General features: G+C 71.4%; 19 protein-coding genes. 7 read left to right on the top strand and 12 right to left on the bottom strand.

Annotated features, from left to right (window positions below; translation table 11 throughout):
• Positions 1-19 precede the first annotated feature (19 nt).
• The gene (locus tag AC5JJ1_RS24090) at positions 20-2,629 is read right to left on the bottom strand and encodes a PAS domain-containing protein (protein ID WP_495787650.1); all 2,610 of its coding nucleotides are present in this window, start codon (positions 2,627-2,629) and stop codon (positions 20-22) included.
• A gap of 296 nt (positions 2,630-2,925) precedes the next feature.
• Here AC5JJ1_RS24090 and secD point away from each other — a divergent pair, with 296 nt between their 5' ends.
• Complete coding sequence (gene secD / locus AC5JJ1_RS24095; protein ID WP_495787651.1) at positions 2,926-5,505, top strand: protein translocase subunit SecD; 2,580 nt, start codon at positions 2,926-2,928, stop codon at positions 5,503-5,505.
• A 73-nt stretch (positions 5,506-5,578) separates the two neighbouring features.
• Here secD and AC5JJ1_RS24100 read toward each other — a convergent pair whose 3' ends face one another.
• Positions 5,579-7,288: a 5'/3'-nucleotidase SurE gene (locus AC5JJ1_RS24100; RefSeq protein ID WP_495787652.1), complete on the bottom strand. Its 1,710-nt coding sequence runs from the start codon at positions 7,286-7,288 to the stop codon at positions 5,579-5,581.
• Between the two features lie 320 nt (positions 7,289-7,608).
• Between AC5JJ1_RS24100 and AC5JJ1_RS24105 the strand changes: the two genes are divergently transcribed.
• On the top strand, positions 7,609-8,388 hold the full coding sequence (locus tag AC5JJ1_RS24105) for an EAL domain-containing protein (RefSeq protein ID WP_495787653.1): 780 nt from the start codon (positions 7,609-7,611) through the stop codon (positions 8,386-8,388).
• 37 nt (positions 8,389-8,425) lie between these two features.
• Here AC5JJ1_RS24105 and AC5JJ1_RS24110 read toward each other — a convergent pair whose 3' ends face one another.
• From AC5JJ1_RS24110 to AC5JJ1_RS24135, 6 genes are all read right to left on the bottom strand, one after another.
• Entirely contained in the window at positions 8,426-9,595 is a 1,170-nt protein-coding gene (locus AC5JJ1_RS24110) for an iron-containing alcohol dehydrogenase (protein WP_495787654.1), read from the bottom strand.
• A 90-nt stretch (positions 9,596-9,685) separates the two neighbouring features.
• A complete protein-coding gene (locus AC5JJ1_RS24115; RefSeq protein ID WP_495787655.1) occupies positions 9,686-10,312 on the bottom strand; it encodes a hypothetical protein in 627 nt (208 codons plus the stop codon).
• The gene (locus AC5JJ1_RS24120) at positions 10,312-10,875 is read right to left on the bottom strand and encodes a hypothetical protein (protein ID WP_495787656.1); all 564 of its coding nucleotides are present in this window, start codon (positions 10,873-10,875) and stop codon (positions 10,312-10,314) included. The genes AC5JJ1_RS24115 and AC5JJ1_RS24120 overlap by 1 nt, the downstream gene beginning before the upstream one ends.
• A gap of 22 nt (positions 10,876-10,897) precedes the next feature.
• On the bottom strand, positions 10,898-11,455 hold the full coding sequence (locus tag AC5JJ1_RS24125) for a hypothetical protein (protein WP_495787657.1): 558 nt from the start codon (positions 11,453-11,455) through the stop codon (positions 10,898-10,900).
• Between the two features lie 88 nt (positions 11,456-11,543).
• Positions 11,544-12,521, bottom strand: coding sequence for a 2-dehydropantoate 2-reductase (locus tag AC5JJ1_RS24130; RefSeq protein WP_495787658.1), 978 nt, complete (start codon positions 12,519-12,521; stop codon positions 11,544-11,546).
• Between the two features lie 22 nt (positions 12,522-12,543).
• Positions 12,544-14,061, bottom strand: a complete 1,518-nt coding sequence (locus AC5JJ1_RS24135) for an acyl--CoA ligase (protein WP_495787659.1) — start codon at positions 14,059-14,061, stop codon at positions 12,544-12,546.
• A 171-nt stretch (positions 14,062-14,232) separates the two neighbouring features.
• Between AC5JJ1_RS24135 and AC5JJ1_RS24140 the strand changes: the two genes are divergently transcribed.
• The 3 genes from AC5JJ1_RS24140 to AC5JJ1_RS24150 are packed head-to-tail and all read left to right on the top strand — an operon-like array spanning position 14,233 to position 17,261.
• Complete coding sequence (locus AC5JJ1_RS24140; RefSeq protein ID WP_495787660.1) at positions 14,233-15,243, top strand: Bug family tripartite tricarboxylate transporter substrate binding protein; 1,011 nt, start codon at positions 14,233-14,235, stop codon at positions 15,241-15,243.
• Positions 15,240-15,728, top strand: coding sequence for a tripartite tricarboxylate transporter TctB family protein (locus tag AC5JJ1_RS24145; protein WP_495787661.1), 489 nt, complete (start codon positions 15,240-15,242; stop codon positions 15,726-15,728). Before AC5JJ1_RS24140 ends, AC5JJ1_RS24145 begins: the two co-directional genes overlap by 4 nt.
• A 3-nt stretch (positions 15,729-15,731) precedes the next feature.
• Positions 15,732-17,261, top strand: coding sequence for a tripartite tricarboxylate transporter permease (locus AC5JJ1_RS24150; protein ID WP_495787662.1), 1,530 nt, complete (start codon positions 15,732-15,734; stop codon positions 17,259-17,261).
• A 42-nt stretch (positions 17,262-17,303) separates the two neighbouring features.
• Here AC5JJ1_RS24150 and AC5JJ1_RS24155 read toward each other — a convergent pair whose 3' ends face one another.
• The 4 genes from AC5JJ1_RS24155 to rplM form a co-directional block, all read right to left on the bottom strand.
• Positions 17,304-17,825: a gamma carbonic anhydrase family protein gene (locus tag AC5JJ1_RS24155; RefSeq protein ID WP_495787663.1), complete on the bottom strand. Its 522-nt coding sequence runs from the start codon at positions 17,823-17,825 to the stop codon at positions 17,304-17,306.
• A 10-nt stretch (positions 17,826-17,835) separates the two neighbouring features.
• The gene (argC, locus tag AC5JJ1_RS24160; protein WP_495787664.1) at positions 17,836-18,783 is read right to left on the bottom strand and encodes an N-acetyl-gamma-glutamyl-phosphate reductase; all 948 of its coding nucleotides are present in this window, start codon (positions 18,781-18,783) and stop codon (positions 17,836-17,838) included.
• Between the two features lie 130 nt (positions 18,784-18,913).
• A complete protein-coding gene (gene rpsI, locus AC5JJ1_RS24165; protein WP_495787665.1) occupies positions 18,914-19,405 on the bottom strand; it encodes a 30S ribosomal protein S9 in 492 nt (163 codons plus the stop codon).
• A gap of 2 nt (positions 19,406-19,407) precedes the next feature.
• Entirely contained in the window at positions 19,408-19,881 is a 474-nt protein-coding gene (gene rplM / locus AC5JJ1_RS24170; RefSeq protein WP_495787666.1) for a 50S ribosomal protein L13, read from the bottom strand.
• Between the two features lie 176 nt (positions 19,882-20,057).
• Here rplM and AC5JJ1_RS24175 point away from each other — a divergent pair, with 176 nt between their 5' ends.
• Both AC5JJ1_RS24175 and AC5JJ1_RS24180 read left to right on the top strand, forming a co-directional pair.
• Positions 20,058-21,026, top strand: coding sequence for a Bug family tripartite tricarboxylate transporter substrate binding protein (locus AC5JJ1_RS24175; protein ID WP_495787667.1), 969 nt, complete (start codon positions 20,058-20,060; stop codon positions 21,024-21,026).
• 4 nt (positions 21,027-21,030) lie between these two features.
• Positions 21,031-22,743, top strand: coding sequence for a dihydroxy-acid dehydratase (locus AC5JJ1_RS24180; protein WP_495787668.1), 1,713 nt, complete (start codon positions 21,031-21,033; stop codon positions 22,741-22,743).
• Positions 22,744-22,784: the final 41 nt, after the last annotated feature.

Raw genomic sequence — 22,784 nt, forward strand, 5'->3', positions numbered from 1 at the left:
GAGCGCGGCTTGTAGCAGGTCACCGCGCGCCGATCATCTCGCGGATGCGGCTGGCCAGCGTCTCCATGGCGAAGGGCTTGGTCAGCACATGCATCCCCGGCTCCAGATGGCCATGGCCGATGGCGGCATTCTCGGCATAGCCGGTGATGAAGAGCACCTTGAGGTCGCCGCGCAGCGCCCGGCCGGCATCGGCGAGCTGGCGGCCGTTCATCCCGCCCGGCAGGCCGACATCGGTGACGAGCAGGTCGATGCGGGCGGCGGAGCGGAGGATGCGGAGGCCGGCCGCGCCGTCCTCGGCCTCGATGGCGGTGTAGCCGAGCTCGCCGAGGACGTCGGCGACGAGCATGCGCACGGTCGGCTCGTCATCGACGATGAGGACGGTCTCGCCATGCTCGGCCCGCGGCGGGGCGCCAGCGTCGGCGACCGGCTCGGCCTCCTCCGAGGGGCCGAGATGGCGGGGGAGGTAGAGGGTGACGAGACTCCCCTGCCCCACCTCGGAGTAGATCCGCGCCTGCCCGCCGGATTGCCGCGCGAAGCCGTAGATCATCGACAGGCCGAGGCCGGTGCCCTGGCCGAGCGGCTTGGTCGTGAAGAAGGGGTCGAAGGCCTTGGCGATGACGTCGGGCGGCATGCCGCTGCCGGTATCGCTGACGCTGAGCGCCACATACTGGCCGGGCGGCAGGTCGCGGCTGGCCCCCGCCCGCTCGTCCAGCCAGCGGTTCGCCGTCTCGATGGTGATGCGGCCGCCATCGGGCATGGCGTCGCGGGCATTGATGCAGAGGTTGAGGACGGCGTTCTCGAGCTGGCTCTGGTCCACCATGACGGTCCAGAGCCCGGCGGCGCCGACCACCTCGACCGCGATCGCGGGGCCGACGGTGCGGCGCACCAGCTCCTCCAGCCCGGCGACGAGGCGGTTGGCGTTGGTCGGCTTCGGCTCAAGCGTCTGGCGGCGGGAGAAGGCGAGCAGCCGGTGGGTCAGCGCCGCGGCGCGGTCGGTGGCGCCGCGGGCGGCGGTCAGGTAGCGCGGGACGTCCTGGAGGCGGCCTTGGGCGATGCGGGTCTTCAGCAGCTCAAGGCTGCCGGCGATGCCGGCGAGCAGGTTGTTGAAGTCATGCGCGAGCCCGCCGGTGAGCTGGCCGACCGCCTCCATCTTCTGCGACTGGCGGAGCGCGGCCTCGGCCTCCATCAGCGCGGCGGTGCGGGCGTTGACCTGGGATTCGAGGGATTCGGCCAGCGCCTTCAGGTCCTGCTCCGCCTGACGGCGCGCGACGGCGAGGCGGGTGCGCTGCGCCACCTCGCGGACGAAGGCGAGCTCCTCCGGCTGCCAGGGCCGCGGGGTGGCGTTGGTGAGGTAGAGCAGCGCGACCAGCCCGTCCCGCTCGGTGATGGGGAGGTTGATGATGGCCGTCGCCTGCCGGGCGCGCAGCGCCTCGGCCTTGTCGGCCGTGCGCGGGTCCTCGGCGGCATCGGCGAAGACCACGGTCTCGCCACGCTTCAGCTCCTCGATATAGGAGCCGTAGTCGCGGAAACGCATCACCCCGGCGAAGCTTCCGATGCCGGGCGCGGTCCAGTCGCGCTGGATGGCGATGGTCTCGGCCGCCGGGTCGATCAGCCCGTAGCCGGCGCGGCTGACGCCGAGGCTGCGGCCAAGGATCTCGGCGGCGGCGAAGGCGAGCTCGCCCGGGTTGTCGAGGCTGCGGAAGCGGTCGTCGAGCTCGAGCAGGGCGCGGTCCTGCGCCTCCTCCCGCTTGCGGGCGGTGATGTCGCGGGAGGTGCCGGCCATGCGGAGCGGGCGGCCCCCGGCATCGCGGAGGAAGCGGGCCCGCAGCTCGATCCAGCCGGGGCGGCCGTCCGGGCGGCCAACGCGGCATTCGAGGACGAATTCCTGGCCGGTGCCGAGGCCTTCGGCGATGGCCGCCTCGAGGCGGGGCCGGTCGCCGGCATGGATGGCGGCGCGCAGCGCCTCATAGGTGAAGGGCGCGTCGGGCGCGAGGCCGAAATCGGCCCGGCAGATGAGCGAGGCGGTGAGCGCGCCGCTCTGGACATCGAGCTCCCAGATGCCGAGCCGCCCGGCCTCGGTGGCGAAGCGAAGGCGGGCCTCACTCTCCTCGAGCGAACGGAGGCGCTCGTTCAGCTCCGCCAGCAGGGCGGCGTTGTGGCTCTCGAGGCCGGCCATGCGCTCCCGCTCCGGCGTGACGTCGAGCTGGCTGGCGAAGAAATAGGCGAGGTCGCCGGCGGCGTCGCGGACCGGGGCGACCAGCAGGCGGTTCCAGAAGGCGGAGCCGTCCTTGCGGTGGTTGCGGATGTCGATCTCGATCGGCTCGCGGGCCTCGATCGCGTCATGGATGCGGCGGATCGCGGCCGGGTCGCTCTCCGGGCCCTGGAGGAAGCGGCAGTTGCGGCCGAGGATCTCCTCCCGCCGGTAGCCGGTCAGGCGGATGAAGGCCTGGTTGGCGAAGACGACGGGGTTATCGGGCAGGCGCGGGTTGGTGATGATCATCGGCATGCGCGTGGCGCGTACGGCGGAGACGAAGGGGTCGGTGCTCTTGTCGAGGCCCAGCAGTTCCGCACCGATCCGCGCCTCCTCGGCGGCCAGCTCGGTCGGGGTGCTGCCTGAGGTCTCGGACATGGCTCGGGCGTCGGCCTTTCAGCGGGCGGTGAGGTTGCGCGATCGACGTGGCAGGTGGCGCGGCCGGCGGCGGGCGCAACGCCGGCAGAGGGGCTCTTCGGTGGTCAGGACCTGGTCATGGCGCCTTCCGCATCGGATCGGGGGGCGTATGTTCCGCCCCTGGGTATCGCACCGAACACCCGTGGAAGGTCAGGGTTGCATCGGTGGCCGGGCATCGTCACATTCCGGCCCGGACCACCGGCCGGGATGGCGCCCGGCGCCGGGGTTCCGCCAATTCCGATGAGTAGCACCCGATCATGATGTTCTTCGCCCGCTGGAAGACCCTGTCCATCCTGGCGGTCTGCCTGCTCGGGGTGCTGCTCTGCACCCCCAACCTCTTCCCCAAGGCTTCGCTCCCCTCCTGGGCTCGGCAATTCTCGCTCGGCCTCGACCTGCGCGGCGGCTCCTACCTGCTGCTCGAGGTCGACATGGATGCGGTGGTGAAGGAGCGGCTGGAGAGCCTGGCGGATGCCGCGCGGGGCCGGCTGCGCGCGGCAAATATCGGCTACGTGAACCTCGCCGCGGAGCCGGCGCAGCGGCGCGTCAGCCTCCGGGTGCGCGATCCCGGCCAGGCGCAGGCGGCGATGGCCGTGCTGCGGGAGCAGGCGAACCAGATCCCGACCAGCCTCGGCAACGCGGTGCCGGACATCGACGTGGCCTCGGCGCCGGACGGGACGGTGACGGCGACGCTGAGCGAGGCGGGGCTCAGGGCCAAGGCGACCGGCGCCGTCGAGCAGTCGATCGAGATCGTGCGGCGGCGGATCGACGAGACGGGCGTCTCCGAGGCGCTGATCGCCCGGCAGGGGCAGGCCCGCATCCTGGTGCAGCTGCCCGGCGTCGAGGACCCGAACCGGATCAAGCAGCTGCTCGGGCAGACGGCTCGGATGACCTTCCACCTGCTGGACGAGACCGCCAACCCCGCCTCGCCGACCCCGCCGCCCGGCGTGCAGTTCCTCGACGGCGAGGCCCGCCCCGGGCAGCCGGCGCAGCGCTACGCCGTGCGGCGGCGCGTCGAGGTGGACGGCGCCAACCTCACCGACGCGCGGGCCGGGCAGGACAACCGGACGGGCGAGTGGGTGGTCAACTTCACCTTCGACTCCACCGGCACGCGGCGCTTCGCCGACGTGACGCGGGCGAATGTGGGGCGGCCCTTCGCCATCGTGCTCGACAACAAGGTGATCACGGCCCCCAACATCCGCGAGGCGATCACTGGCGGGCGCGGGCAGATCAGCGGCAATTTCAGCGCGGCGGGCGCCAATGAGCTGGCCGTGCTGCTGCGGGCCGGCGCGCTGCCGGCGCCGCTGACCGTGGTGGAGGAGCGGACGGTCGGGCCGGAGCTCGGGGCGGATGCGATCCGCGCCGGCATCCTCGCGCTGGCGGCCGGGGCGCTCTTCGTCTTCCTCTACATGGGCTTCGCCTACGGGCAGTTCGGCTGGCTGGCCGACCTGGCGCTGCTAGTCAATATCGTCTTCCTGCTCGCGGCGCTCTCGGTCCTCGAGGCCACGCTGACGCTGCCGGGCATCGCCGGCATCGTGCTCACGCTCGGCACGGCGCTGGATGCGAACATCCTGATCAACGAGCGCATCCGCGAGGAGGTCAAGAACGGGCGGCCGCCGCTCTCGGCGCTGGAGGCGGGCTTCACCAAGGCCTCCGGCACCATCATGGACAGCAACCTGACGAACCTCATCGCCATGGCCTGCCTCTACGGCTTCGGCAGCGGGCCGGTGAAGGGCTTCGCGGTCACGGTCGCCATCGGCACCATCGTGCAGATGTGGACGGCGACGACGCTGGTGCGGCTGATGGTCTCGATCTGGTACCGCCGGACGCGGCCGAAGGCGCTGCCGGTGCTGGAGGACGGGGAAGGGCTGTGGGGGCGGCTGGCGCGGCCGCTCTTCCGCCTCGTCCCCGACGGGACGCGGATACGCTTCATGCGCGGCGCACGGGCGGGGCTCGCGGTCTCGGCCATCCTGTCCACGGCCTCCGTCATCGGCGCCTTCTATCCCGGGCTCGAAAAGGGCATCGACTTCAAGGGCGGCATCGTCATGGAGGTGCGGACGCCGGGCCCGGCCGACCTGGCGGCGCTCCGGGCGCGGGTCTCCGGCCTCGACCTCGGCGATGTAGGCCTGCAGCAATTCGGCGATGCAGAGACGGTCCTCCTGCGTCTGCCGGTGCAGGGCGACGAGAACGGCACCCAGGTGGCCGTCAACAAGGTGCGCGACGGCGTGGAGCGGGTGGCGCCGGGCGCGCGTATCCTCCGCGTCGAGGCGGTCGGCAACCGCGTCTCCGACGAGCTCTTTCTCGGCGGGATGATCGCGCTCGGCCTCTCCTTCCTGGCGATGCTGATCTACATCTGGTTCCGCTTCGAATGGCAGTTCGCCATCGCGGCCATCGCGACGCTGATGCTCGACACCACCAAGGTCGTCGGCTTCATGGTTGTCACGGGCATTGAGTTCAACCTGACGACGGTCGCCGCGATCCTGACGATCATCGGCTTCAACGCCAACGACAAGGTCGTGGTGTTCGACCGCATGCGGGAGAACCTGCGGAAGTACAAGCAGATGCCGCTGCGCGAGCTCGTCGATCTCTCGATCAACGAGACGCTGAACCGCACTCTTGGCACCTCGGTGACGCTGCTGCTCTCGGCGGTGCCGCTGGCGCTGTTCGGCGGCGACGCGCTGGCGGGCTTCGCCATGATGATGATCTTCGGGATCGTGGTCGGCACGTCCTCGTCGATCTTCATCGCGGCGCCGATCGTGCTCTACACGGGGAAGGACCGCCTCCGCCGCGGCACCGAGGCGCCGGCCGTGGCGCCGAAGCAGGCCCCTGCCGGCGTCTGACCCAAGGGTTCCAGGGGCCCCTCGGCCCCTGGTTGGAGGAGTGCGGGAGGGGCCAGGCCCCTCCCGATGGCCCTCACAGGAACCACTGCCCCGTCGCCTCGAAATTCGCGGTCACCCGCGCCGCGAGGGCGTTCCAGTCGATCTCCGTCGGCGGCTCGATCGGCGCGGGGCTGCCGGGCACGCCGAATTCGGCATCGAGCAGCTCCGCGATCCTGTCGTAGCTGGCGAGGTCGTCGCTGCCGTAATTGGCGTCGAAGGGGGTGATGGTGATCGCCCCGGCCTGGAAGGCATTCCCCTCTCCCGCCGGATCGGCGGTCGAGACCCGGCCGTCATAGACCAGCCGGGCGGCGCCGCTGCCATCGGCCACTGCCTTCAGCTCGGCATCGGTCGAGGCGTCGAACCGGGTGAAGGCGATGTCCGAGGCCTCGGCACCGAGCGGCAGGTTCACGTTGAGGCCGACGCCATCGGGCAGCAGGCCGCCCTTCCCCGCCGTCGCCTGGAGCTCCGCCACCAGCTCGGCGATGAAGGCCGCGCCGGTCTGGTAGAGCGAATCCGGCACTTGGCCGCCCCCGTCCTCCGCCGCGGAGACGGCGATGGCCGGGACGCTGTAATTGAAGACGCTGGCGACGGCGGCGGCGAGCGTCGCGGAGCCGGTCGCCTGCAGGCCGAGGCTGGGCCCGGCATCGATGCCGGAGATGACCAGGTCGGGCCTCTCGCTGCCGGTGAGCAGCGTGTCGAGGGCGGCATAGACGGTCGTCGTCGGCGTGGCGGCGACGGTGTAGCCCTGCGCCGTCTCGGTCACCGCGAAGTCGGAGAGGGTGAGCGCGGTGCCGGTGCCGGCCTGATCGTTGGCGGGGGCGACGACGGTAACCTCGTGCCCCTCGGCGAGCAGCGTGTCGCGCAGGGCCTGGAGCCCGGGGGCATCGGCGCCGGCCTCGTCGACCAGCATGATGTGGAGGGCCCTCTCCTCCGGCACGGTGCCGTCGCCGAGGCGGCTGTCGAGGCGCTGCGCGAGGTCGAGGCGGATGGCGTCCGGCGCCGACCAGTCGCCGTCGATCGGCGAGACGGTGAGGTTGCCGGCCAGGAACTGGGCGCCCTCGGAGAGCGGGTTGCCGGAGGGGTCGGTGTTCGGCGTGAAGGCCGAGTTGAAGAGGCTGCTGTCGAGCTGCCGGATCGGGTAGCTGGCGCTCGACTCCTGGTCAATGCGGGTAACGGCGAGGCCGGAGAGGTCCGCCTTGCCGGGGATTTCGATGGAGAGACCCTCGCCGCCCGGCAGCAGCGGCGTGCCCTCGGCCTGGCCGGCCTCGAGCCGATCGAGCAGGTTCACCAGGAAGTTCGCGGCATTCTGGTAGGCGGCGTCGTAGCTGCCCCCCTCGGGGCCGGCGGAGAGCGCGATGGCCGGGACGCCCTCATGCAGCGCGGCCACGGCGGCGTTGACCGTGCCGGAGATGTTGTTGCTCTGGCCGCTGTTGTCGCCGCGGTTGCTGCCGGAGATGACGAGGTCGGGCTTCTCGCCGTCGAAGAGATCGAGCACGTCGAGTGCGACCAGGGAGGCGGCGACCGGGCGGCCCTCGACGGCGTAGTTGCTGGGCGTCACCTCACGGTAGGTCACCGGCTGCTCGAGGCTGGCGAGGCCCCCGAGCGAGCTGCCCTGTGCGCTCTGGTTGGCGGCAGGGGCCACGATGTGGACGTCGTCGCCATGCGCGACGAGAGCGCGGTAGAGCGTCTGCAGGCCGGGCGAGGTGTAGCCGTCGTCATTGGTCAGGATGATGTTCAGGGCCAAGGCTGCGTCCTCCGGATCGTATACGCGCCCTCCTTAGGTCCCGCCCTGTTACAGGCCTGCGATCGCGGCCCCTCACCTTTGCGCAAGGTGGTGGTCGGCCGGATGTTCAGGTGCCGGGTGACCAGCCGGCGGCACGGCCAGCCCATCGAAAAACTGATGAATGTCGCGTTTATTTGCTAGTAATCTCAAATTCGTTCATGGAAGGAACTTCAACCGTTCTCTATCGTGATATCGTCTCATTTTGGAAAGTCCTCCGGGCGATGATAAGCGCCGCCGGGCCAGCGGATCTTTCGCTGGCCGCCTATCCTCCGGTTGTACCCTTGCTCGGATTGCACGGGGATGCGGCGGCGCTTGCGGCCGGCCTCAGGAACGGCGAGATCTCCGTGCATTACCAGCCGGTGGTGCGCCTGGCCGACCGGCGGCCGGTGATGGTCGAGGCGCTGGCGCGCTGGCACAGGCTGCCGACGCCGGTTCCGCCCGACCGGTTCGTCCCCCTCGCCGAAAGCAGCGGGCTGGTGCGCGCCCTTTCCATGCTGGTAGCGACCAGGGCGGCGGCGGAGCTGGCGCCGCTCTGGCAAAGGCTGCGGCTGACGGTCTCGGTCAACCTGCCTCTCGGGCAGCTGCTGCTGCCGGATCTGCCCGCCTGGCTGCACCTGGCGCTGCGGGCCAGCGGGCTGCATCCGCGCCAGGTGGCGCTGGAGCTGACCGAGACGACGGAGGTGCGGGACCGCTCCGACCTGCGCCGGGCGCTGCTGCGGCTGCGCCGTGCCGGGCACCGGGTGCTGCTCGACGACATCATCCTGCATGACGACCGGAGCTGGCTGTTCGGCCTGCCCTTCGGTGCGTTCAAGCTGGACCGCTCGCTGGTGGAGCGCCTGCCGGCCGATGCCCATGCCCGGCGCGAGGTGCGGCGCATGGTGCGGCTGGCTGAGGCGTCGGGGAAGCAGGTGGTGGCCGAAGGAGTCTCGGACCAGCGCCTCTGGCAGATGGTCCGCAGCCTCGGCGTGCACCACGCCCAGGGCTACATGGTCGGCCGGCCGCTACCGGCGGCGGCGCTGGCGCGCTGGCATGGGCGGTGGTGCGGCGGGGCCTGCGGGTAGGGCGGCCCCCGCTCACGGTCCAGGCGGGCTTCGCCCCTCACTCGTAGACGCGGCGGTAGAGGTCGATGATCTCCGCCTCGGTCGGCACCCGCGGGTTGTTGGCGGGGCTGCCGGAGGCAAGGGCCTGCTTCGCCATCAGCGGCAGCAGCCCCTCCCAGCGGTTGCCGCCGATGCCGTGCGCCTTCGGCGTCGGCACGCCGAGTTCCTGGTTCAGGGCCCGCAGCTCCTCCAGCAGCTTGGAGGCGGCCGCATCGTCGCTGTCCTCGCGCGTGGCGACGCCCATGGCCCGCGCCGCCTCGGCATAGCGCGGCAGGGCGTCGTTCAGGCCGAACTCGGTCACGGCCGGCAGCAGCATGGCGTTGGAGAGGCCATGCGGGACGTGGAAATGGGCGCCGATCGGGCGGCTCATGCCATGGACGAGCGCGACCGAGGAGTTGGAGAAGGCAAGGCCGGCCTGCATGGCCCCGAGCATCATCGCCTCCCGCGCCGCGGCATTCTTCGGCTGGTGATAGGCGGGGCGGAGGTGCCGGCCGATGAGCTGCATGGCCGAGAGCGCCAGGCTGTCGGCATGCGGGTTGGCCCGCTTCGAGACATAGGCCTCCAGCGCATGGGTCAGGCTGTCGATGCCGGTATCGGCGGTGGTGCGGGGCGGGACGCTGAAGGTCAGCTCGTAATCGACGATGGCGGCAAGCGGCAGGGCGCCGAGGCCGGCGATCAGCATCTTCTCGTCCGTCTCGGTGTCGGTGATGACGGTGAAGCGCGTCGCCTCGGAGCCGGTGCCGGCGGTGGTCGGGATGCAGACGACGGGGACGAGGCCGCGATCGGCCTGGGCGGGGACCTTGAAGTCGCGCATCTTCGCGCCGGCGGGGGCGGCGGCCAGGATGGCCATGGCCTTCGCGGTATCCATCGGGCTGCCGCCGCCGAAGCCGATCAGGCAATCGAAATCGCCGCCGCGCAGCAGGGCGGCGCCGGCCTCGATGACGGTGTCGGTCGGGTCGGGGACGGTATCGCTGAAGACCTCGGGCCGGAGGCCCGCGGCGCGGAGCGCGGCCAGCAGCGCCCGCTCGACGGTGCCGGAGGAGACCATCCAGGGATCGGTCACGACCAGCGGGCGGGAAAGGCCGAAGAGGCCGAGCACCTCGGCGGCCTGCGCGACGCTGCCGCCGCCGATGCGCATCAGCCGAGGCGAGACGATGGTGGCGGTCATGGCTGGACTCCTCCCCCGGGAATTCGGGGGAGGATAGGCGGGGGGCGGAGGCAGGGCTAGGGGCCGGGAGGCCCTTGGAACCCTTGGGATTCAGTAGCCGACGCCGCTGCCGCCGAGGCCGAAGGTGGTGATGTTCACCCCGCTGGTCTCGGCCTGGCGGGTGCCGGTCCAGCCGCTTTCGGCATCGAGCTGGGCAATCTGCTGGGCGAGCAGCGCCGTTGCGTTGGAGGCTTGCGGCAGGGGGCCGAGCTCGCCGAGGCGGGCGACGGAGCGTGCGCCGCCGGGGCGGAAGAGCGGCGCCGGCAGGGCGCGGGCGGCGGCGGCCTGGTCGCTGGCGCGCAGCGCACGGGCGGCGGCGAGCAGGCCGTCGATCACCGGGCGGGGCGGCGCCGCCTCCTGCACGCCGAGCGCGTCGCGCAGCTCCGTCCGGGCGAGTTCCATTTGCCGCCGCACGGCCTCGGGCACCGGGGTGAAGCGCGGGTCGCGCTCCAGCGCCTGGGTCGCGTATTCGAGCTGGGCGGCCGCCATCGCCCCCGCCGCCGGCTGGCCGGAGAGGCCGCGGCCGCGGTCGGCGAAGGCCTCGGCCGCCGCCTGGATCGCCGTCCGCGCCGGGTCCGCGGCGTTGGCGGCGAGATCCATGGGCGGCGCGGGCGGGCGCTGCTGCACCTCCGCGCAGCCGCCGGCGGCGACGAGCAGCAACAGGCCCGCCCGGCGCATCAAAGCCGGCGGCTCGACTGGGAGTCGCGCTGGCGGAGCGCATCCGTCGCGGTGACGGCCGCCGAGTTCGTCAGCGGCAGGCTGGGCAGGGCGGCAAGCCGGGTCAGCGTCGCCTGGCCGCCTTGCGGAAAGACGGGGCCGGAGAGCGCCACCGCCGGGTCGCCCTGCTGCGAGCTGAGCGCCCGGGCCGCGGCGTAGAGGCCGTCGATCACCGGCTGCGCCTCGGCATCGGGGGCGACGCCGAGGGCGGCGCGCCACTCCGCCCGGGCGGCGGCCATCTGGCCGATGATGCTGGGCGAGACGCTGGTGAGGCGCGGGTTGGTCGGCATCTCGACCGCCAGCCACTCCATCTGCGCGACGGCGCGGGCAGCCTGGGCCGGGCGGCCGGCGAGCAGGGCCGGGCTCGAGAAGGCGACCGAGGTGTTGGCGACGGCGGTGCGCAGCGGATCGCCCGCGCCGATGACGGCATCGGAGGGCAGGCTGGCGGTCTCGGGCGGCGGCGGCAGGGTGCAGGCCCCGAAGGCCAGCAGGGCGGCGAGCGGCAGGGCGGTCCGGATCATCATGGGCATTCCCCCAGTTGCATGGTCAAAGCTTGGCTCCGTCCCCGCCGGAGGAGAGCTGGTTGTCCTGCTCCACCCGGTAAAGCTCGCGCTCGGCGAGCGCCGTGGCGGTGCGGGTGCGGGGCAGGTCGGGCAGGTGGGCGAGGCGCCGCAGGGTCGCCCCGCCATGCGGGAAGACGGGGGCCGCGAGCGCGGCGCAGGCGGCCTGGGCATCGCCCCGGTGCAGGGCGCGGGAGGCAGCGAAGAGCGCGTCGACCACCGCCTGGGGCGGCGCGTCGGCGGCGATGCCGAGCGCCTCGCGCAGCTCGCTGCGCGCCTGCTGCAGGCCGAGCGTGACCGTCGGGTTGAAGTCGACCCAGCGCGGGCCGGACGGCAACTCCGTGGCGAGGTACTCGACCTCGGCCGCGGCGCGGGCGGCGTCGGGGCCTTCCGGGCGGCTGGCGAAGGCATAGGCGCTGCCGATGACCGCGGCGCGCGTTGGGTCGCCGGCGCCGATGACGGCGTCCCGCGGGAGGGTGGCATAGGGCTGGGTGGTGCCGCATCCTGCCAGGACGAGCAGGATGGCGGCGAGGCTCGGTCGCATGCGTGTCATCTCCGGGCCGGACTATGATCCGGCCAGCCTGACACGCCAATTGGTGCCGGGATGACCTTCCCGCAACCCAAGCTTGGGCTCAGTAGCAGCCGGCGAGCCGGGCGCGGGTGCGCAGCAGGGCCAGTACGGTGCGGCAGGTCGGCGCCGGGCGGTCGACCAGCTCGGCGAGCTCGACGATGACGCCGAGCAGCGCGTCGATCTCCATCGGCCGGCCGCGCTCCAGGTCCTGCAGCATGGAGGTCTTGTGCGCGCCGACCTCGGCGCCGCCGGCGATGCGCTTGTCGACGTCGATGGCGAAGCGGGTGCCGAGCGCCTCGGCGATGGCCTGCGCCTCCAGCATCATCGCGCGGCAGACGGCACGCAGCTCGCCCTCGCCGGTGATGACGTCGAGCGTCGCGCCGGTCAGCGCCGAGAGCGGGTTGAAGGCGAGGTTGCCCCAGAGCTTCACCCAGATCTCGTCGCGGATCTTGGGCCGCACCGGCGCCTTGAATCCGGCCGCGACGAGCGCGGCGGCGAGGGCATTGGCGCGCTCGGAGCGGCTGCCATCCGGTTCGCCGAGGCTGAAGCGATCGCCATAAGTGTGGTTGACGACGCCCGGCTCCGGCACGTCGGCCGCCGGGTAGATGATGCAGCCGAGGACGCGCGAGGGGTGCAGCGCCTCCCAGAGCTGGCCCCCGGGATCGACGCTGGCGACGCGGCGGTCCTCATAGGGGCCGGCGAGCTTGTAGAAGTACCACCAGGGGATGCCGTTGACGGCGGAGACGATGGTGGTGTCGGGGCCGAGCAGCAGCTGCATTTGCCGCGCGACACCGGGCAGCGAATGGGCCTTCAGCGTGATGAGGACGTAGTCCTGCGGCCCGGCCTCCTCGGCGGAGGCGACGCAGCGCGGGCGGGTGACGGTCTCCGCCCCATCCGAGATCAGCCTGAGCCCCTTCGCCTGCATGGCGGCAAGGTGCGGGCCGCGGGCGATGACGGTGACCTCCGCCTCGCCGCGGGCGGCGAGCCGTGCCGCCATCAGCCCGCCGATGGCGCCGGCGCCGTAGATGCAGATCTTCATGCGGTGCTCCCGGGCGGCGATGTCAGGCGGTGATGCCGAGCTTCTCGGCGAGGCCGATGCGCATCAGCTTGCCGGTCGCGCCCTTCGGGATCTCGGGCAGGAAGACGACCTTGCGCGGCACCTTAAAGTCGGCGAGGTGCTTCGCCGCGAAGTCGCGCAGCTCGCGCTCGCTGCATTCCATCCCCTCGCGCAGGACGACGGCGGCGCCGACCTCCTCGCCGAGCATGGGATGCGGGATGGAGAAGGTGAGCGCCTGGGCGACGGCCGGATGCTCGGAGAGGATGCCGTCCACCTCGAGCGGGCTGACCTGCTCGCCGCCGCGCTTGATCAGCTCCTTCAGCCGGCCGGTCAGCATCAGGTAGCCGTCCTCGTCGAACATGCCCTGGTCGCCGGTGCGGAACCAGCCATTGGTGAAGGCCTTGGCATTGGCCTCCGGATTGGCCTCGTAGCCCTTGGTGACGTTGGGGCCGCGGATAACAACCTCGCCGATCTCGCCCTGCGACAGGATGGTGCCGTCATCCGCCATGATGGCGACCTCCGGCCCCGCCGGCAGCCCGACCAGCCCGGGCTTCTGAGCCCGCGGCGGCAGCGGATTGCTGCACATCTGATGGCTGGCCTCGGTCATGCCATAGGCCTCGATGACCGGGGCATCGAAGACGGCGGCCAGCTCCTTCATCGCCTGGGCCGGCAGGGAGGAGGACGAGGAGCGGAGGAAGCGCAGCGGCGCCCGGGCGATGATCTCCCTGTTGCGCTCCGCGCGCTGGAGGATCGCCTGGTGCATGGTCGGCACCGCGGTGTACCAGGTCGGCCGCTCGGCATCGAGCCAACCGAAGAATTTCAGCGCGTTGAAGCCGGGCGTGCAGACCACCGAGGCGCCGGCCGAGAGCGAGGAGAGCGTCGCCGCGATCAGCCCGTGGATGTGGAAGAGCGGCATGACGTTGAGGCAGGCATCCGCCGGCGTCAGCTCCAGCGTGCGGGCGATGCTGCCGGCCGAGGCGGTGACGTTGGCATGGGTCAGCGGCACGATCTTCGGCCGCGCGGTGGTGCCGGAGGTGTGCAGGACGAGGGCGACGTCATCGGCCCCGGCCGGGCCGGGCCGGGCGGCCGCGGCCTCGGCGCCGCCGGCCAGGGTGAACTCGCCGGCGGCCTCGCCGGGGACGAGCTCCAGCACCGGGACCGAGAGGCGGGCGGCCACGGCCCGGGCGGGCGTCTCCATCCCCTGCAGCACGACCAGGGCCTTGGCCTTGAGGTCGGTCAGGTAGAACTCGAACTCCTCGTCTTTGTAGGCGGGGTTCAGCGGCGCGGTGGTGGCGGCGCCGGCGATGGCGACGAAGGCGGCGGCCATCTCCGGACCGTTGGGGAGGACGATCGCCACGCGGTCGTCACGGCCGATGCCCATGCCGTTCAGGCTCTCGACGGTCCGGCCGGCCAGGGCGCGGAGGCCGGCATAGGTCAGCGGCGCACGCTCCGGGGCGCGGATGGCGGGCCGATCGGCGGCCCCGGCCGCGAGGAGTTCGGCAAGGGTGCTGATGGCGGGCATGGGGCGGTTCCTCCGGCGTCTGCGGCCTTTCTCTGCATCAGGCCGGAGCGTCGGGCAAGTGGGGCGGCGGCGGCACTTTACACGCTTTTCGTTGATTTACCTCAATTTCCGCCGCAACCCGGGGCTACCGACGCGGTTTCACGACCGCAACGCTATGCCGGGGAAACGAGAATGCCACCGACTGGATGCACCCGCCGTTCGCTGCTGCTGGGGGCCGGCGCCGCCGCCCTCGCCTCCCACCTCTCCTCCCCCGCCCTCGCCCAGCGCGGCTGGGAGCCGACGCGGCCGGTGCAGTTCATCGTCCCGGCCGGGACGGGCGGCGGGGCGGACCAGATGGCGCGGGTCATCCAGGGCATCGTCTCCAAGCACAAGCTGATGCGCCAGCCGATGGTGGTGGTGAACAAGGCGGGCGGCGCGGGCGCCGAGGGCTTCCTCGAAGCCAAGGGCGCGCGCGGCAACCCGCACATGATCGTCATCACCCTCTCCAACCTCTTCACCACGCCGATGGCGACGGGGGTGCCCTTCAACTGGCAGGATCTGACGCCGGTCGCCATGCTGGCGCTCGACGAGTTCGTGCTCTGGGTCAATGCCGACTCGCCGTGGAAGACGGCCGCGGAGTTCATCGCGGCCGCCAAGCAGGAGCGGCTGAAACTCGGCGGCACCGGCTCGAAGCAGGAGGACCAGATCATCGGTGTCGCCATCAGCAAGGCGAGCGGCGCGCCGCTTACCTACGTGCCCTATCGCGGCGGCGGCGAGGTGGCGGTGCAGCTGGTGGGCAAGCATATCGACGCCACCGTCAACAACCCGATCGAGGCGGTGACGCATTGGCGCGCCGGGGCGCTGCGCCCGCTCTGCGTCTTCGACAGCCGGCGCCTCGCCGGCACGGAGAAGATGACGGAGACCATGTCCTGGTCCGACATCCCGACCGCGAAGGAGGCGGGGCTCGACGTCGAGTACACCATGCTGCGCGGCATCTTCATGCCGGGCGGCGTGCAGCCGGCGCAGGTCGCCTTCTATGAGGGGCTGCTCGAGAAGGTGCGCGAGACGGCGGACTGGCAAGAGCTGATGGAGCAGGGCGCCTTCAACACCACGACCATGACGGGCGACGCCTTCCGTGCCTGGCTTACCAAGGAAGAGGCCCGGCACCATGCCCTGATGAAGGATGCGGGGTTCCTCGCGTGAGCGCAGAACGCGGGTTGCGCATGAGTGCGGTGGAGGTCGGCACGGCGCTGGCCTTCGCGCTGGCCGGCGCGGCGGCGATCGGCGACAGCCTGCGCATCGGTACCGGGTGGGGCGTTGACGGGCCGCGATCCGGCACCTTCCCCTTCTGGATCGGCGTGATCCTCGTCGCGGCGAGCGCGGGCACCCTGGTGCAGGCCGTGCGCAGCCGGGCCGAGAGCGGCCTCTTCGCCAGCTGGGGGCAGCTCCGGCTGGTGGCCTCCGTGCTGGTGCCGACCGTGCTCTTCGTCGCAGCCATTCCGTTCACCGGCCTCTATGTCGCCTCGGCCGTCCTGGTTGCCTGGTTCATGCACCGGCTGGGCGGCTTCGGCTGGGCCCGCTCGGTGGCGGCCGGGCTCGGCGTCGCCGTCACCTGCTTCCTTGTCTTCGAGATCTGGTTCCTCGTGCAGCTTCCGAAGGGGCCGCTCGAGACCTGGCTGGGGTACTGATCCATGGAGCAATTCGGCCTGCTGATGCAGGGCTTCGCCGTGGTGCTGGAGCCGTACAACCTGCTGCTGATGCTGGTCGGCATCGCGCTCGGCGTGCTGATCGGCGTGCTGCCCGGGCTGGGCGGGGCGAACGGCATCGCCATCCTGCTGCCGCTGACCTTCGCCATGCCGCCGGTCTCGGCGATCATCATGCTCTCCTGCATCTACTGGGGCGCCCTGTTCGGCGGGGCCATCACCTCCATCCTGTTCAACATCCCCGGCGAGCCATGGTCGGTCGCCACGACCTTCGACGGCTACCCGATGGCGCAGCAGGGCAAGGCCGCCGAGGCGCTGACTGCCGCCTTCACCAGCAGCTTCGTCGGCGCCTTCGTCGCCATCGTGATGATCACCTTCATCGCGCCGGTGATCGCGGGCTTCGCGCTGCGCTTCGGGCCGCCCGAATTCTTCGCGGTGATGTTCCTCTCCTTCGCCAGCTTCATCGGCATGAGCAAGGGGCCGGCGCTCAAGACCGTCTCGGCCATGATGCTCGGCTTCCTGCTGGCGGCGGTCGGCATGGACACCGTGACCGGCCAGCTGCGGATGACCTTCGGCAGCACGGAAATGATCCGCGGCTTCGACTTCCTCGTCGCCGTCATCGGCCTGTTCGGGATCAGCGAGATCCTCTGCTCGATCGAGGACGGGCTGCGCTTCAAGGGGGAGCGGGCCAGGATCGACGCCAAGGTCGTGCTGAAGGTCTGGGCCGGGCTGCCGAAGCATTGGTGGCTGGCGCTGCGCTCCTCGCTGATCGGCTGCTGGATGGGCATCACCCCGGCCGGCGCCACGCCCGCGAGCTTCATGTCCTATGGCGTGGCGCGGCGGATGGCGAAGGACGGCGCCAGCTTCGGCAAGGGCCGGATCGAGGGCGTCATCGCCCCCGAGACGGCGGCCCATGCGGCGGGCACCTCGGCCCTGCTGCCGATGCTCACCCTCGGCGTGCCGGGGTCGCCAACGGCGGCGGTGCTGCTGGGCGGCCTGATCATGTGGGGGCTGCAGCCGGGGCCGATGCTCTTCGTCGAGCAGAAGGACTTCGTCTGGGGGCTCATCGCCTCGATGTATCTCGGCAATGTCGTCGGGCTGCTGGTGGTGCTGGTGGCGGTGCCCTGGTTCGCGGCGATCCTCCGTGTGCCCTTCTCGATCATCGCGGCGATCATCCTCGTCGTCTGCGCGATCGGGGCCTTCACGGTGAGCAATGCCGAGTTCGACATCACGCTGATGCTGATCTTCGGCGTCATCGGCTATGTGCTGAAGAAGCTCGACTACCCGCTGGCGCCGCTGGTCCTCGCCCTGGTGCTCGGCGACCGGACGGAGGAGGCCTTCCGCCAGTCGCTGCTGATCAGCCAGGGGAGCCTCGGCGTGTTCTTCTCCAACTGGCTGGTGAGCAGCATCATGGCGATGGGCTTCGCCCTGCTGCTCTGGCCGGTGGTGAGCTGGGTGCTGGGCCGGCTCAGCGCCTTCCGCTCCAAGCCCGGCGGGGTCGTCGCCCGCGAAGCGTAGGGCACGGGCCGGACGCCCGGCGTCCGGCCCGGCCTTCCCTGGCTACCTGAGTGACTCGCGGTGCCGCCCTGACAGCTCGACATAGTGCGGCGCGGTCCTGTCGAAGCCGGCCCGCTGCTCGAGGGTGAGCAGGCGCACCGGCTTCGCCGGATTGCCCATCCAGAGCTCGAGCGAGGCGATGCGCTTGCCGGGCGGCAGGACGGAGCCCGCGGCGAGAACCCCGCCCTCCTCGATCACCGCATCGTCTAGCACGGTCGCACCCATGCCGACGAAGGCGCGGTTCATCAACGTGCAGGCATGGATGATGGCGGCATGGCCCACCGTCACGTCATCGCCGATGCTGGTCGCCTGCTTCCCCGCATTGACGTGGATGATGGTGCCGTCCTGGATGTTGGAGCCGGCACCGATGCGGATGAAGTTGGTGTCGCCGCGCAGGACGCAGTGGTACCAGATGTTCGATCGCGGCCCGATGGTGACGTCGCCGATGACGGCGGCTGTCGGCGCGACCCAGGCCGCCGGGTCGACCTGCGGCAGCTTGCCCTCGAAGGGGTAGAGCGGTCCCATCCTCGCCTCCTTATTCGGCCGCGGCCGGCAGGCGCGTCTCGACCGGCACGCCGAGCATCAGCCCAATATTCTGCACCGCGGCACCCGAGGCGCCCTTGCCGAGATTGTCGTAGCGCGCCGAGAGCACGACCTGGCCCAGCGCCTCGTTGCCATGCACGCGGAGCTCCAGCAGGTTGGTGTTGTTGAGCGCCTGCGGCTCCAGCTTCGGCGTCGCCGGCACAACGTGGACGTACTCGCTGCCGGCATAGCGGGCCATAAGCAGCGCCTCGATATCGGCGGGCTTCGGCCGGCCCGGCAGGGTGTCCAGGTGGAGCGGGATGCTGTCGATCATGCCCTGCCGGTAGTCGCCGACCGAGGGGATGAAGATGGGGCGGCGGGTGAGGCCGCTGAAATGCTGCAACTCGGCCACATGCTTGTGGGTGAGGCCGAGGCCGTAGAGCTCGAAATCCGGCGCGCGCCGCGCCTCGTACTCGGCGATCATGCTGTTACCGCCGCCGGAATAGCCGGAGATGGCGTTGACGCTGACCGGGTAGTCGGCCGGCATCAGCCCGGCCTCGACCAGCGGGCGGAGCAGCAGGATGGCCCCCGTCGGGTAGCAACCGGGATTGGCGACGCGCGGGGCGGCGGCGATCAGCGCCGGCTGCCCGGCCGTCAGCTCCGGCAGGCCATAGGTCCAGTCCGGGTTCACCCGGTGCGCCGTGCTGGCGTCGAGCACGCGCGGGGCGGCACCGCCGAGCGAGGCGGCAAGCGCGGCGCTCTCCCTCGCGGCCTCATCAGGCAGGCAGAGGACGACGAGGTCCACCTCCGCCATCAGGACGCGGCGGGCCTCGGGGTCCTTTCGGCGGGCGGGGTCGATGGAGCGGACGGCGAGGCCAGGCAGGATCGCCAGCCGCTCGCGGATCTGCAGGCCGGTGGTGCCGGCCTCGCCATCGATGAACACCGTCGGGGTCTTCGCCATCGTCCTGGCTCCCTCAGCCTCGGAACAGTGCCGCCCAATGCGGCCCAAAAAGCAAGAGGGGCGGACCCAGCGCGGGCCCGCCCCTCTCGTATGACAGCCATGTGGCTGGCGCCGACCGGCGCCCGCCCGGTCAGCGCTTGCTGAACTGGAAGGAACGTCGTGCCTTGGCCTTGCCGTACTTCTTCCGCTCGACCACACGCGGGTCGCGGGTCAGGAAGCCGGCCTTCTTCAGGATCGGCCGCAGCTCCGGCTCGAAATTGGTCAGGGCGCGGCTGATACCGTGGCGGACCGCGCCGGCCTGGCCGGAGAGCCCGCCGCCGACCACGGTCGCGATCACGTCGAACTGCTGGTAGCGGTCGGCGACCAGGAAAGGCTGGGAGAGCAGCATCCGCAGCACCGGCCGGGCGAAATAGGTCAGCACGGGCTTGCCGTTGACGGTCATCTCGCCCTTGCCAGGCTTCACCCAGACGCGGGCCACGGCGTTCTTGCGGCGGCCGGTGGCATAGGCGCGGCCGAAGGCGTCGCGCTTCGGCTCGCGGGGGACCGGGGCCTCGCCGGTGATGGCACCGGACTGCACCAGGCTCTTCAGATCGGCGAGCGTGCCGGTCGTCTGCTCGCTCATGCTCAGAGCACCTTGTTCTTGCGGTTCATAGCGCCGACATCGAGTGCCGTCGGCTGCTGGCCGGCATGCGGATGCTCCGGACCGGCATAGACATGGAGGTTTTCCATCTGGCGACGGCCGAGGGGCCCGCGGGTGATCATCCGCTCCACGGCCTTCTCGATCACGCGCTCGGGGTACTTGCCTTCGAGCCGCTCGCGCACCGTGCGCTCCTTGATGCCGCCCGGGAAGCCGGTGTGCCAGTAGAAGATCTTCTGCTCGGCCTTCTGGCCCGTCACCCGGACCTTCTCGGCGTTGACCACGATGACATGGTCGCCGCAATCGACATGCGGGGTGAACTGCGGCTTGTGCTTCCCGCGGAGGCGATTGGCGATGATGGTGGCGAGGCGGCCGAGGACGAGGTCCTGCGCGTCGACCACCACCCAGGCCTTCTTGACCTCGGCCGGCTTCAGCGAGCGCGTCTGGGTCTGGAGTTGCATGGGAATGGGCTTTGTCCGGTCTGAAAGAGGCACGGTTTATGCGGCCCGAGGCGCCGGAGGTCAAGGGGAAAGCTGGGGTTTTCGGACGCGGTAGCCGAATACCGCATGAAGCGGGGTGCCTTGCCAGCGCCCTGGGCGGAGGGCACGCTCGGCGCAACGACAAGGGAGGGGCGGCCATGGCCAGGATCGGGCGGCGGGGGTTGCTTGCAACGGGCGGGCTATTGGCGGCGCCGGCCCTCGCCCAGCCATCCTGGCCGGCAGGGCAGACCGTCGCCGTCGTCATCCCCTACGCGCCCGGCGGGGCCTCGGACGTGGTCGGGCGGCTGGTGACGCAGACCCTGCAGGAGCGGCTGGGCGGCACCTTTGTCATGGACCACAAGCCGGGGGCCTCCACCAGCCTCGCGGCCCGGCTCGTGGCACGCGCGAAGCCGGACGGGCTGACCTTGCTGCTCGGCACCATCGCCACCTTCACCCTGACGCCGCTGGCGCTGCGCAGCCCGGGCTACGACCCGCTCGCCGATTTCGTCCATGTCACCCAGGTCTGCGAGACGCTCTCCGTGCTCGTCGCGCATCCGCGTTGGGGGAGCCTCGAGGCGATGCTGGCGGCGGCGAAGGCGCGGCCGGATGCGCTCTCCTATGCCAGCTGGGGCGTCGGCACGACGGCGCACCTGCCGATGCTCGACCTCCTCGGGCGGGTCGGCGCCTCCATGCTGCATGTCCCCTACAACGGCGCGCCGCCGGCGCTGACGGACACCATCGCCGGGCGGACAGACTGCATGTTCGCCCTCTATGCCGCCTGCAAGGGGCACTTGGAGGAGGGGCGGGTGAAGGGCCTGGCGCAGCCGACGCTGCAACGGCCGGCCGCGATCCCGGACATCCCGACCTTCGCCGAGCTCGGCATCCCGGACTTCGTCTATACCGGCTGGTACGGCGTGCAGGCGCCGGCGGCGACGCCGCGCGCCATCACCGAGCGGATCGAGCAGGCGCTGACCGAAGGGCTCGGCGACCCGCGTGCCCAGGCCTTCATGGCGACGCAGGGCATGGCGCCGGCAGCCATGGGCGGGGCGGCCGCCGTTGCGCGCATCGAGCACGAATTGCCATTGCACCGCAGGCTGATGCAGCGTGCGGGCCTCAGCCCGGAGTAGCCTCGTGACCCCCCCTGCGACCAAAGCGCCCCATGGCCTCGCCCGCAACGCCGCCAACTACGGCGACCGGGAGTTCGCCTTCTACCTGCGCCGCAGCTTCGCCGCCTCGATGGGCTATTCGCGCAGCATGCTGGAGAAGCCGGTCGTCGGCATCGCCGACACCGCCTCGGACTACAACAACTGCCACCGCAACGTCCCCGAGATGATCGAGGCGGTGAAGCGCGGCGTGCTGGCGGCGGGCTCCCTCCCCCTCGCCTTCCCGACCGTCAGCCTCTGCGAGCCTTCGCTGACGCCGACCTCCATGCACTACCGCAACCTGATGGCGCTCGACACCGAGGCGATGCTCTCCGCCCAGCCGATGGATGCCGCGGTGCTGATCGGCGGCTGCGACAAGACCGTCCCCGCCCAGCTCATGGCCGCCGCCAGCGCCGACATCCCCAGCGTGATGCTCGTCACCGGCCCGATGCTGGCGCAGCGCTTCGAGGGCGAGCGCCTCGCCGCCTGCACCGACTGCCGCCGCTACTGGGCCCGCTACCGCGCCGGCGACGTCTCGGCCGAGCGGATCGGCGAGATCGAAGGGAAGCTCGCCACCAGCGCGGGCACCTGCGGCGTCATGGGCACGGCCTCGACCATGGCCTGCATCGCAGCCGCGCTCGGCTTCATGCCGCTGATGGCCGCCTCGGCGCCCGCCGTCCATGCCGACCGGCTACGCATGGCGGAGGAGGCGGGGGAGCTCGCCGTCCGCCTCATCACCCATCCGGTGAAGCCCTCGCAGCTTATCACGGAAAAGAGCGTCGAGAATGCGCTCCGCGTGCTGCTCTCGCTCGGCGGCTCGACCAATGCGCTGATCCACCTGACGGCCATCGCCGGGCGCGCCGGCGTAAAGGTCGACCTCAAGCGGCTCGACGCGCTCTGCGAGGAGACGCCGGTGCTGGTCGACCTGAAGCCGACCGGCGAGGGCTACATGGAGGACTTCCACGCCGCCGGCGGCATGGTCGCGCTGCTGCGGGAGCTCAAGGACCTGCTGCACCTCGACTGCATCGACCTCACCGGCAGGACGCTCGGCGAGCAGATCGATGCCGGCACGCCCTTCGTCGACCGCACCTATATCCGCGCCCGCAGCCAGCCGGTGAGCCCGGTCGGCGGCCTGGTCTCGCTCTTCGGCAGCCTGGCGCCGGACGGGGCGATCCTGAAGCGGAGCGCCGCCACCCCTGCCCTCTTCGAGGCGGAGGCGCGGTGCATCGTCTTCGACGGCCTCGCCGACCTCGCCGAGCGGATCGACGACGAGGCGCTCGACGTGACGCCGCAGGACATCCTCATCCTGAAGAATGCCGGGCCGCTGACCCCGGCCGGGATGCCGGAGGCCGGCTACCTGCCCATCCCGAAGAAGCTGGCGCGGGCTGGCGTCAAGGACATGGTGCGGATGAGCGACTGCCGGATGTCGGGGACCGCCTTCGGCACCATCGTGCTCCACATCACCCCCGAGGCGGCGGCGGGCGGGCCGCTGGCGCTGGTCGAGACAGGGGACCGGGTGCGCCTCTCGGTCGCCGAGCGGCGCCTCGACCTGCTGGTCGGCGAGGAGGAGCTGGCACGCCGCCGTGCCGCCTGGGCGCCGCCCGCGCGGGCGAAGCGCGGCTGGAACAAGCTCGTCCAGGAGCAGGTGCTGCAGGCGACGGAGGGCGTGGACCTCGCCTTCCTCCGGCCCGAAGGAGTGTGACAGCCCCTTGCCAAGCCCCCCGCCCGCTCCGATAGCAAGCG

The organism is Belnapia sp., assembly GCF_059504005.1.